The 12313-nt window shown below is 35.2% G+C and carries 10 protein-coding genes; 9 read left to right on the forward strand and 1 reads right to left on the reverse strand.

Features of this window, described 5'->3' with window-relative positions; translation table 11 throughout:
- Nucleotides 1-62 precede the first annotated feature (62 nt).
- The 6 genes from AMQ68_RS01570 (at nucleotide 63) to AMQ68_RS01595 (ending at nucleotide 8467) form a co-directional block, all read left to right on the forward strand.
- Nucleotides 63-1841, forward strand: a complete 1779-nt coding sequence (locus tag AMQ68_RS01570) for a ferritin-like domain-containing protein (protein WP_054508883.1) — start codon at nucleotides 63-65, stop codon at nucleotides 1839-1841.
- Nucleotides 1842-1855: 14 nt separating this feature from the next.
- Nucleotides 1856-4195, forward strand: coding sequence for a hypothetical protein (locus AMQ68_RS25450; protein WP_054508884.1), 2340 nt, complete (start codon nucleotides 1856-1858; stop codon nucleotides 4193-4195).
- Nucleotides 4196-4214: 19 nt separating this feature from the next.
- Nucleotides 4215-5573, forward strand: a complete 1359-nt coding sequence (locus AMQ68_RS01580) for a radical SAM protein (protein WP_123905578.1) — start codon at nucleotides 4215-4217, stop codon at nucleotides 5571-5573.
- Nucleotides 5574-5575: 2 nt separating this feature from the next.
- Nucleotides 5576-6934, forward strand: a complete 1359-nt coding sequence (locus AMQ68_RS01585; RefSeq protein ID WP_054508885.1) for an NAD(P)/FAD-dependent oxidoreductase — start codon at nucleotides 5576-5578, stop codon at nucleotides 6932-6934.
- 293 nt (nucleotides 6935-7227) lie between these two features.
- On the forward strand, nucleotides 7228-8097 hold the full coding sequence (locus AMQ68_RS01590; protein ID WP_054508886.1) for an SPFH domain-containing protein: 870 nt from the start codon (nucleotides 7228-7230) through the stop codon (nucleotides 8095-8097).
- Nucleotides 8098-8278: 181 nt separating this feature from the next.
- Nucleotides 8279-8467, forward strand: coding sequence for a hypothetical protein (locus AMQ68_RS01595; protein ID WP_054508887.1), 189 nt, complete (start codon nucleotides 8279-8281; stop codon nucleotides 8465-8467).
- Nucleotides 8468-8694: 227 nt separating this feature from the next.
- On the opposite strand, the gene AMQ68_RS01600 is transcribed toward AMQ68_RS01595, so the two are convergent.
- Entirely contained in the window at nucleotides 8695-8892 is a 198-nt protein-coding gene (locus tag AMQ68_RS01600) for a hypothetical protein (RefSeq protein WP_054508888.1), read from the reverse strand.
- 133 nt (nucleotides 8893-9025) lie between these two features.
- Between AMQ68_RS01600 and AMQ68_RS01605 the strand changes: the two genes are divergently transcribed.
- From AMQ68_RS01605 to AMQ68_RS01615, 3 genes are all read left to right on the forward strand, one after another.
- Nucleotides 9026-10576, forward strand: a complete 1551-nt coding sequence (locus AMQ68_RS01605; RefSeq protein ID WP_054508889.1) for an aldehyde dehydrogenase family protein — start codon at nucleotides 9026-9028, stop codon at nucleotides 10574-10576.
- A gap of 112 nt (nucleotides 10577-10688) precedes the next feature.
- Entirely contained in the window at nucleotides 10689-12014 is a 1326-nt protein-coding gene (gene lat, locus AMQ68_RS01610) for an L-lysine 6-transaminase (RefSeq protein WP_054508890.1), read from the forward strand.
- Between the two features lie 62 nt (nucleotides 12015-12076).
- Nucleotides 12077-12307 carry a DUF2007 domain-containing protein gene (locus tag AMQ68_RS01615; RefSeq protein ID WP_054508891.1) on the forward strand — a complete coding sequence of 77 codons (231 nt, stop codon included), beginning with the start codon at nucleotides 12077-12079 and terminating at the stop codon, nucleotides 12305-12307.
- The last annotated feature ends 6 nt before the right edge of the window (nucleotides 12308-12313 follow it).

The raw sequence follows: 12313 nt of genomic DNA on the forward strand, positions 1-12313 counted from the left end.
ATAGAAATATTATTTTGTTTTTGAATAAATGGTTAGAATTTTAAACTAATAACCCTGATATAATGAATGAATTAAACGACTTGTTTCGCAAAAATAAGCCTATTGATAAAGGCTTGTTGAAATCCGGCTTACAGAGCTACAGTAAAATAGGCAATGTACAAAATGTACAGGATGATAAAATAGATAAATTAAAAGATCTATTTTCAGTGTTTCGTGCTTTAACAGATGAGAATTTACAGAAATCAGCATCTGAAGAACATGAAAATAAAGCTTCATTAGAAACACTCTCACAGGCAATCCAGGTTTTCACGCAAGCACCTTCTTTACCTCAACAAGAGATGATGGCTTCAAAAGGCACTTTGAAATCTGATTTAAATGATTCAACACATCTATTATTGAATCTATTGAAATCCAGTACTTCAATTGAAGAAATCATTTCCGAAGTAAAAAAACTTCTTGAAGAAAATCTAAAATCCAAAGAACTTGTATTGGAATTGCTGGATGTTCTTTTATTAATTGACTCTGAGCTAGAACAGCGCTTGATGTTAGAGTACTTATATGCGGCGTATAGCATAGAAACAGAACAGGAAGACAGTGCTTTAAAAGAAAAGGTGTTAGAATGGCAGCAATTATTAATTTCAATTGCCAGAGAAGAGATGGGACACTTGATTACCGTTCAGAATGTGCGTAAAAGTCTCGGGCTTAATATGTATTTTAAGGTAAACGATCTGTCGGAATTAACGAATATCTTTCCTTACATTTCAAAACTGGAACCTTTTTCTAAGACTTCATTAGCTAAATATATTTTTGCTGAATCTCCCAAAAATTGGATCAATACTAACGATCCTTATGCTGAAAAAGTGAGGGCATTAATTGATGCTGAAATCAAATCTGAAAAAAGCGTATCCAATAATGATATTTCTAACTTGGCAAGCTACTTCGCAAAATACGGGATACCGATTAGCGTTTTGTTTAATGTTATTCTACTGATATTGGAACATTTTACAACAGCAACGGATTTTTCTGTTCCGTCTGTCACCGAGCAGGCCCGCCCTGAACAGTGGAATAGAGGCTATAGTAGTGACGAACGAATCCTGATGATTAATGGTAAAGAAATAAAAATCCCGGCGTCACATGTTTTAGTGCAAACTGCTATGACCCGTTGGGAATGTATTGAAGCCATAAAATTGGTTGCCGAACAAGGAGAAGATGCACCAGATGAATCTATACATAAAGATACCAGTACCCATTTCAATCGTTTTCTGAAGATATTTAAGGAATGGGATACATTGGGAGATGGAAAAGGGTTTAAACCATCAAAAAATATGGCGACAAATCCAAGTACAAGTACCGGTGATGTAGGGTCTAAAATAGAAACATCACTAATTCAAGATCCTACAACGCTAAAATGGGCTCGGTTACTGAATATCAGATACAGCCTTTTAATTGCTTTTATAGAACATTCTTTTAATATAGAAGCTAATTTTGCAAACCAGGCTTCGTCTTTAAGAGGGCTTGTAATTAACAGTAGTTTTGGCGAAATGTATCACTTAAAAGCAATTTCAGCGGTATTAAGCAGTTTACCGATGGTTGAAGGAAATACAGAATTATTAGCAGGTCCTCCATTTGAGATGCGTCCTATTTTGGCAAAGCGATATTCAAAAGTATTGCAACAGGATGCTGATGTTTCAAAGTCCAATTTCGAAGATTTATATGTTAAGTTTATACAGGAATCTAACGCTGTAATAAAAGAGATTCCTGATTATGAGAATAATCGTTTTTTACTCAATTTACAAAATAACGATCGTGAATTATTAGCCTTATTACTTCCTCAATCCTAAACTTTACACCAACCATGAAATCAACAAATCAAATTATAGAACTTCGTATTTTTCCTCCAATTGCTGTTGCCAGATTTGGCTCTGCAGATACTCCATTAGAGGCTTATAGCGTTACCATAGACGAGAAGGACGCTTTAGATTTCCGAACCATTGTTCCTGAACCGAGTTATATGGTTAATGCGGATGGAACAATTTCTGTGGCTCCGGCATTAGATGAAATTCAGTTCAAAGTACTAAAAGATGATAAGCTGGTCATTAAACCCGTAGCTCCATTTTTAGAAGTCTTTGTTCGTACCAAAGAAGACGAGGCCCATTTTATTCCTCTTACGCTTGAAGTATTGGAGGATTGTGGATTACAATTATCAGACTTGAACTTCCGTCTTACGTTGGAGAATCATAAAATCTTTAGACGTACTGAGAAAGCTAATGATAAAATTTATGTGCAGCTAGATTCCTCTGAATTGGAACACAAACATGCAAAACATGCTTTAGATGCACATTGTGTCAATTTCACAAAAGGAGCGACCATGAACATGGGGCATTTCCAGTTTGTTAAACCTACGGTAGATACTGATCATAAAGGCATCAACCAAATTCGTTTTAGATTTACCCCGCCACATGGTAAAGTATATGGTGCAGATTCAGCATTTATTGATGAAATTATAGCTAAGAATGTGCTCCCAGAAGACATGAATTCTTACCTGAAGAGTCTTCAGGATTATCAACGGATTTACGACAGTAAAAAAGGAGACTGGACAAAATATAAAGAAGGAGAAGGACCCACAAAAACAAATCCTGCCCAGATTTTTGCAGGCTATGACGAAGGAGATTTACATTATAGTATTGGGTTGTTCGATGATGCAGGTGATGGCTTTTTAGAAGTAACGCTCAATACGCCTGAACAAATGCTTAAAGCAAGAGCTTCTTTGGTTACGGCACCTCCCGCGTTTGCTCCGGATATATTGCCTATTCGTGTGGTTACAGACGAATTAGAACAGCTTTTGTATGGCCCTGATCTTAATGAAAACGATACGGTATATATTGATGATATCCAAGAGATTATGCGTAGAGCATTTGAGACCATACGTTTGATGAATACCGCTATGATGAATGGCAACCCGTATTATGGCATTCCTGCCACGGCAAGTACAATGCCCAGACAGGATACTAATGATACACATCGTGTTTTTGAGCCGGTTATGGCTCCGGAAATTGTTGATAATTTGGCGGTAAGAAAATTGCACGAACGTATTTTCAACAGTTTAGATACCGGAATCGCCCCGTGGTTTATCAATTCCATTCGAATGCCTTATGAAATTGGAAAATTAGATAACGAAACCCGAAGAAAAATGCCTGCTATGATGCGGGGTGCAGATGCGCGGGCACTAACTTTAACCTATCGCCAGATAAACACCATTATCAGAGCGATGGCACAAGGATCTTTACAAAGACTTATTAAAGATGCAAGTGCTTCTGGAAATGCAATTGCTATTAAAGATTATAAAGCACAGTTGCATTATAAAGGATTGGGAAATCCTTTCTGTATCTTACCTTCGGGAGCTATTTCAAATTGTTTCCCCGGTCTTGAATACGACTTTAAAAATTTATGGCCCCGTGCTTTTGAAGGCATCGAATTATCTGAGAATAACAATTTCGTAATGAACGTTAATGAAAGGTACTCGGATTTGAAGCATCGCCGTTTAGTGGGAATCAATGAAAAACCAACTATGGTAAAAACAGATGGTCCGGTTCTGCCCAATCTTCCTGCATCAAGCAATACGTCACTATCTACTGCTGCTAATCCTGATTCGGCGGTATTTATGGAATGGTCTAATAATTTAGTATATACTTTACAGAGAGCAGGCGAGGAGGTGTATTGTTATTTTACAAAAGATGTAATAGAGAGAGAAATCCTGATTACTGAAGAAGATCTGATCAAATTTAAAAAAGAGATTGATGAGAAAGGAAAGCTATTTTATACAACGGATAGCGGGATAGAGCTACGATGGGTGAGGTTAAAAGTGAGATCCTTTTTTGAGGAAAACTCAATAGAATTTAATAAAGATTTGGTGAAACCGGGTGAGTTTACTCGTGGTTTATGTTCTCCATGGCAAAATGATTTTAAAGAATGTGCTTGTTATTATTGGGCAGCGAGCAGACCAGATTACGTAAATATTGAAACAAGTAAGGCAGGGTATACAACAGGAGACAACTGGATGGCTAAAGACCGTACAGGAACTTACATTCCGGATAATAGACTAGACACCAACTTACTGTCTTATACCGATTTGTTTGCAGATTGGGAACAAGATTTACATTTTATCATAAAAGGAAATGATGAACAATATTCTTAATTCATCTAAAAAACACAAAATGAATACGATTTCAAATCAAAAATCAATTTATGATCAGCTTGCAAGGCAGGCAATATTAGATTCTAAGCCTTCTAATAAAGAATATAATTTTATTAATAGTGGACGCGAGCCCCTACTTTTCATTACCAATGGAAGTAGGTTGCTTCGTTTGCCCGTTGATGTGCGTGGTCCTTTACAAAAATTACAAAGCCATAATGAAAAATCACTTATTGATACCTTATTGTTATCCTATCAAAAATATGAGCATGAATTCATAGATCCCACCCCTGTACAAAATCCCAAAACCTACGCTTTGTCTTTAGCTATTGCACAGAGCTGTAATTTGGGATGTAGTTATTGTTATGCGGCACAAGGCGGATTTGGAGGAGCTTCTAAGATGATGGATGTAGAAACTGCAAAGCAATCAATCGATTTTATTTTGAATGATAAAGTAGAAGGAGAAAAAATTCAGATTAGTTTTATGGGAGGAGAGCCTTTGATGAACCGAAAAGGAATTCAGTCTACGACTATCTATGCTCAAAATCAGGCTCAGGCAAAAGGGGTAGAAGTTAATTTTTCTATTACCACTAACGGAACCTTAATTCGTACAGAAGATATTCTTTTTTTTGAAAAACATGGTTTTGCGGTTACGATAAGTTTAGATGGAGGCAAGGAGGAACATGATCTGCAGCGTCCTATGAAAAACGGAAAAGGTTCTTTTAATCTAATTCTTAAAAATATTGAGCCGATGTTACGAAGTCAGTCGAAGATGCAAGTGTCTGCACGGATCACGGTAACGCCGCAGAATATTAATGTTTCAGAAACGCTTCAAAACTTTATAGATTTGGGATTTCATAGTGTAGGATTATCACCATTACTTAATGCGAACGACCATCATAATGAGCTTAATGGAGAGCAATTGGAACATTTACTTTCTGAAATGATAGCGTGTGGATTGGCTTTTGAAAAGGCAGTTTTACAAGGAAAGGCGTATCCTTTTTTAAACATGATGAATGCCTATAAAGAAATTGAAAAGAATACCCATAAACCCTATCCTTGTGGTGCAGGCGCCGGATATTTAGGAGTATCGGCAGAAGGAGATTTTGCAGCATGTCATCGTTTTGTGAATGATGATAAAGGCGCAATGGGATCATTAAGTGCAGGAATTGATTCTTTAAAACAAAATAAATGGCTTGAGGAAAGGCATGTACTCAATCAGAAACCTTGTCATCAATGCTGGGCCCGTTTTTTATGTGGAGGAGGTTGTCATCATGAAATTATTGATAACGGCAGAACTGCTTGTGAATTTATACGAAGCTGGTTAACATTTTGCCTTCAATCTTATGATCGGGTTACTAAATTTACAGCGGTTCAGTAAAGATGTCAATAGAGTATGATATCGGAATTGTGGGTGCGGGACCGGCGGGATGCATCGCAGCTATAGAATTGCAAAAGCTTGGCTATAAAGTCCTGTTGGTTGAAAAAAGTGTATTTCCGCGTTTTCATATTGGATTTAGCTGTTCTCCAGGATTATTTCATTGGTTGGATGTTTTGAATCTAAGAGATCAAATTGCTCCTGCAATACTGGGTAATGATAGCAAAACAGCGTTGCTTTGGGAGGAGTCACAAGTTATTACCAAAGAAAATCATGGAGTCAGTGTAGATCGTGGAATGTTTGATCAATTACTTTCTCAATATGCAAGTCGGTTGGGAGTGAAGATAATTCAGCCTGTTAATAAACTGCAATTGCAAGAAAATAAGGATCATACCTGGACTTTATTCTTACAGCAAGATCATCAGGATTTACAATTTAAAGTACGTTTTTTTGTTGAAGCAACTGGACGAAAATCCATTATTAAAACCACAAAAGTAGCCTATTTACCACCCTTGAATGCTACTTATACTTTCTTACCGGCTTCTTTTAAACATTCAATTATCGAAGCGGGTGAGAATGGCTGGTTTTGGGGAACTCCTTATAAAGAGAAGTGTTTGTTAGCTTATTTTGGTAATCCATCCCATATTAAATCATTCAATACCGTTGCAGAATATTTAAATGATGGGCTGAAACAATTGAAAACGGTCAATTTAGAAATTCCGCAAGCATTACAGGTATTCAGTTGTAATGCATCGTCTTACTATGATCAAAATCCGGTGTCACTCGATCATATAAAAATAGGAGATTCGGCGTATACCACAGATCCTATTTCTTCTCAAGGGGTTGTGAAGGCTATTAAAACTGCAGTTCATGCTTCGAAAGTAGTTCATACCATCTTAAATCGTTCAGAAGATGCTGAAACAGCAATTGATTATTATGAAAACCTAATTCATACAGATGTTGTTAAAAACACGCAATGGATCAATACATTTTATAGCAAGCAACAACATTTTGACAGTTCTTTTTGGCGGCAATATAAATTGCCATCACCAACTCCTTTAATCCAGGAGCAGAATATACAATTACAGGCAAATGATCTTTTGATCATTAATCCCGCTATTATTTTTAAAAATACTTCTGTATTGGGGAGTGATTTTATTGAACAAAGACAGGGAATACAACTCAATGCTCATGAAAATCCTTTTGTATTTATAGATCAGATTTTAATTGTTGATTTGTTAAAAGAAGTGCATCAAAAATCGGTTAAGGATATCATCAATTTTTTATATAGAAAATATACTCAGGTTAATCCCAAGGATTTATTTCAATATTTAATAAGTAATCGCCTGTTGGTTAAATTTTAAACATTTTTACCTTTTACAAATCATCTGTCCTTTTATTGTCATTGACTTTTACCATTAAGGTTTTAGAATAGTAAGCTTGAGCTTTGGTTTAAAAGGACCTGCTCAAGAAAATCCGTGATTTTCCTTAACAACTAAAGTTTTCTTAATAGGTTGAAAATTCTATATGTTCACTATCTATTATAATTTAACCAACTTCTAAAACAGATTAAATAATTTCAAGTTTAAAACGCATAATTCAAAATTTACTCATATCTTTATGATATCAAAATAGTATCACTTTAAAAATTATAATTATGGAAAAAGTTTTAAAACCAATGTCAGGTTATCTTGCTTTGGTAATTTGTTTAGTCTTGTTTATTGCCTCTGTATTTTTATTTATTACAGGAATGGGCCGTGAAAATATTGCAAATATTGCGTTGGCAGGTCTGTGCTTTATTGTCTTTTTCTTTTTTATTAAAGGATTAATGATCATTCAGCCTAACCACTCAAGAGTATTAAATTTCTTCGGAAAGTATGTGGGAACAGTAAAAGACAACGGATTGTTTTTTATTAATCCTTTATATTCTTCACAGAAAATGTCGCTTCGTTCTGAAAACTTACAAGGACAGACGTTGAAAGTAAATGATAAAATGGGAAATCCAATCGAAATTGCAGTCGTAATGGTTTGGAAAGTAGGAGATACCTATAAAGCAGCTTTTGATGTGGAACGTTATTCAGATTTTGTGAAAATGCAGAGTGAAGCAGCGGTTCGTCATTTGGCGATGAGCTTTCCGTATGATAATTTAGAAGATGATCATGCGCCGATTACTTTAAGAGAAGGGGGAGACAAGATCAATTCTATCTTGGAACAGGAATTAACAGACCGACTTTCAAAAGCAGGGATTGTTATTCAGGAAGCCAGAATTTCACACTTAGCGTATGCGTCTGAGATTGCAGGAGCAATGCTTCAAAGACAGCAGGCAACAGCAATTGTCGCAGCAAGAACTAAAATTGTAGAAGGAGCAGTGGGAATGGTAGATTTAGCCTTAAAAAAGCTTTCAGAAGGAAATATTGTTGAATTAGATGATGAAAGAAAAGCAGCAATGGTAAGCAATTTAATGGTTGTTCTTTGTGGTGAAAAAGCGGCACAACCTATTTTAAATGCAGGAACTTTGTATAATTAATCTAAAAATTAAGAAGCAAAATTTCCTCAAAGTTTGTCATTCCGTAGGAATTTAAACAGTGATGTTAATGAATATAATTTTAGTTATTAAATATAGATTCTTCACTTCACTTTGTTCCGTTCTGAATGACAAAGTAACGTAAATCCTTTGCGTTTAAAAAAAGCATTATAAAACAAGTAAAATGAAATCAGAAAAAGCTCAAAACTCTACCGAAAACAAAAGCAAAAAATCTTTCGTCATAAGGATAGATGAGTCTACTTACAAACTTTTGGAAAAATGGGCAGGTGATGAATTCAGAAGTGTAAACGGACAGATTGAGTATTTGCTACATCAAAAACTGGTAGAATCCGGTAGAAAGAAAAAAGAATAATTTGGTAATTTTCACGAAAAATAAATCATTTAAATTGACAAAATAATTGAGTCTTTCCCCTATTTAAAATTCCGTTGAAATGATAGGTATTTAATAGGAGTTATCTTAAAAACGATGCGAAATCTGTAAAACTAGGGAGAGAATAAAAAAGCAGATCAGTTTCAAAAAATAAAAAAGCAGAGAAAATATTCTCTGCTTTTTTATTGTATTCAAAATTTATCAATTAATTAATCAAACATTCCTGTGAAATAACCACTTATAATGCTCCAGAAATTCTTTCCAAGAAAATAAATTAAAGTAGAAGTAATGATTCCTTTTACGGTAAAGAATATAATTCCGCCAATTCCAAATTTCTTCAGAAGCTGTTTCCACTTAGAGTTTTTCTTTTCTTCTACGGGTTCGTTTACCGTTTTATTATTTTCCATTTCTGAAATTCAAATGATTACCCTACAAAGATAAGCATGTTTATAATTAGTCCAAATAAAAAGTCGCTAAAAAATTAAAATTTTGGGATTCGCATAATATTTTTATCTTTAGGGGAAACGAAAAGTAATATTTATGTCTAAAAAAGTCAAAGATTTCGGAATCGAAAAAACACTCAAGAACCTAGGTATTAAAGATGAAAACAAAGGAACTTCCATAGGTGGAAAATACTTTGCTTCGGGGAAGACTATTGAAAGTTATTCTCCTGCCGATGGAAGACTGATTGGTAAAATAAAGACTTCCGGAGAGAGCGATTATAATGTGGTGATAGAATCTGCTCAAAAAGCATTTCAGGAATTTAGAATGATTCCCGCTCCAAGAAGAGGAGAGTTAGTAAGACAGTTAGGATTAAAACTAAGAGAATATAAAGATGATCTGGGTAAACTTGTTTCTTATGAAATGGGTAAATCGTTGCAGGAAGGTTTAGGTGAAGTTCAGGAAATGATTGATATCTGCGATTTTGCAGTTGGTTTATCAAGACAGCTTCACGGGTATACCATGCATTCAGAAAGACCTGGTCACAGAATGTACGAGCAATATCATCCAATTGGAATTGTAAGCATTATTACTGCTTTCAACTTTCCGGTAGCGGTTTGGGCTTGGAACACAGCTTTATCTTGGATCTGTGGGAATGTTACGATCTGGAAGCCATCAGAAAAAACACCTTTCTGTGCGGTAGCTTGCCAAAACATTATGGCTGAAGTATTAAAAGAAAACAATATTTCTGAAGGAGTTTCTAGTTTAATGGTTTCTGATCATGAGATGGGTCAAAAATTAGTAGAAGACAAAAGAGTTTCTTTGGTTTCTTTCACAGGTTCTACAAGAGTCGGAAGAATGGTTTCTACTAAAGTGGCAGAAAGATTCGGAAAATCAATCCTTGAATTAGGAGGAAACAACGCGATCATTATATCTAAAGATGCAGACATTAACATGTCAATCATCGGAGCTGTTTTTGGAGCAGTAGGAACTGCTGGACAAAGATGTACAAGCACAAGAAGACTGATTATTCACGAAAGTGTATATGAGGAAATAAAGAAAAGATTGGTGAAAGCTTACGGTCAGTTGAAAATTGGGAATCCATTGGATGAAAATAATCACGTTGGACCATTGATCGATGTTCATGCAGTGAATCAGTATGAAGAAGCCATCAAAAAATGTAAAAAAGAAGGTGGAAAATTCATCGTTGAAGGAGGTGTATTAGAAGGAAAAGAATACGAATCCGGATGTTATGTAAAACCATGTATCGCTGAAGTAAAGAACTCTTACGAGATTGTTCAGCATGAAACTTTTGCACCAATTTTATATTTAATTAAATACAAAACGTTGGAGGAGGCTATCGCAATTCAGAACGATGTTCCTCAAGGTTTATCTTCTGCGATCATGACTCAGAATTTAAGAGAGGCAGAATTATTCCTTTCTCAGGCAGGTTCAGACTGTGGAATTGCCAACGTAAACATCGGAACTTCAGGTGCTGAAATCGGGGGTGCTTTCGGTGGTGAAAAAGAAACAGGAGGCGGTAGAGAATCCGGTTCTGATGTTTGGAAATACTACATGAGAAGGCAAACTAACACTATAAATTACACGGCTGAACTTCCTTTAGCACAAGGAATTAAATTCGATTTGTAAACCAAAGCTTTAAATCAAATAAATCATTCAAAGATTAAAGAATATCATTCGCATGGTCTGATTTTAAACTTCTTTAATCTTTGAATAAAAACCTTTCAATTCACACCAAAATATGGAACACACATTAGATATACAGGCAAATAAAGTAAAAGAAACAGTAGGAAAGCACGTTTTAGCAGACGGTTTTGATTTCGTGATGGATATCGAAAGATCTCACGGATCATGGTTGTATGACAAACTTTCAGACAGAGAATATTTAGATATGTTTTCAATGTTTGCCTCAGCATCCATCGGTTATAATCACCCTTACCTTGTTGAAAGATCGGCTTGGTTAGGAAAAATGGCTGTAAATAAACCTACGTTAGCAGATGTTTATTCTGAGGAATATGCACACTTTTTAGAAGTTTTCGAAAGAGTGGTAATTCCTGAAGAATTGCAATATGCTTTCTTTATTGAAGGAGGAACTTTAGGCGTAGAAAATGCTATGAAAGCATGTTTCGACTGGAAAACCCGTAAGAATTTTGAAAAAGGACTTCAAACAGAAGCCGGAATTTGTATCCATTTCAAGCAGGCATTCCACGGAAGAAGCGGTTATACATTGAGCTTAACCAATACTTCTGACCCAAGAAAATATCAATATTTCCCGATGTTCGACTGGCCAAGAATCTTAAATCCGAAGCTAAGTTTCCCAATTACAGAGGAGAATTTGGCAGAAACAATTAAGAATGAAAGATTGGCGCTGTTAAATATCGAAGAAGCGATTTTAATGAACCCGAATAAAGTAGCTTGTATCATCATTGAGCCAATTCAGGCTGAAGGTGGAGACAATCATTTCAGAGATGAGTTTTTATTAGGCTTAAGAAAAATTTGTGATCAGAATGAAATCTTATTGATTTTTGACGAAGTACAAACAGGTATTGCGATTACAGGAAAAATGTGGGCTTTCCAACATTTCACTGCAAAGCCGGATATTATTTCTTTCGGGAAAAAAGCGCAGGTATGTGGTGTTTTAGCAAACAAAGAAAAATTTGATCAGGTTCCGAATAACGTTTTCAGAGAAAGTTCAAGAATTAACTCCACTTTCGGAGGTAATTTTATTGATATGCTTCGTTTCCAATTGGTGATGGAAGTTATTGAGCAGGAAAACCTTGTGGAAAATGCTAAAATTGTTGGAGAATATTTATTGGATGGGCTGAAAATTTTGGCTCAGAAATATCCTGAGAAAATTTCAAATGCAAGAGGAAGAGGGCTAATGTGTGCGATAGATTTGCCGTCGGGAGAAGAAAGAAATCACTTAGTAAATGAGCTTTTTAATGATGGTTTGATCATCTTATCATGTGGAGATCAGGCAGTTCGTTTCAGACCTCACTTGAACGTTACCAAAGAAGAAATTCAGTTGGCTTTAGACAAAATTGAAAATAATATTAACAAAATTTAAAACTGAAGATTTGTAATTTTAAAAAAAACATTGTACATTTAGATACTCAAACGATATAGAATATGGAAAGAAGTACGAGAGTATCCGTTTTTGAAAGTGATAAACCTTCAGAAATACAGTTAATCAAATCTAAATTGGATGATGCACAAATTACAAATGCAGTTGAAAACAGTTATTTAACTTTTACAACAACGCCGACAGCAACATCATTAAAAATTATGGTAGATTTGGAAGAAGAAAACAAAGCATTTGAAATTATTGATGCTTATCTTCAACAAAGTGAAAAACAATAAAAAACA

The organism is Chryseobacterium sp. ERMR1:04 (assembly GCF_001297705.1).
Taxonomy (GTDB): domain Bacteria; phylum Bacteroidota; class Bacteroidia; order Flavobacteriales; family Weeksellaceae; genus Chryseobacterium.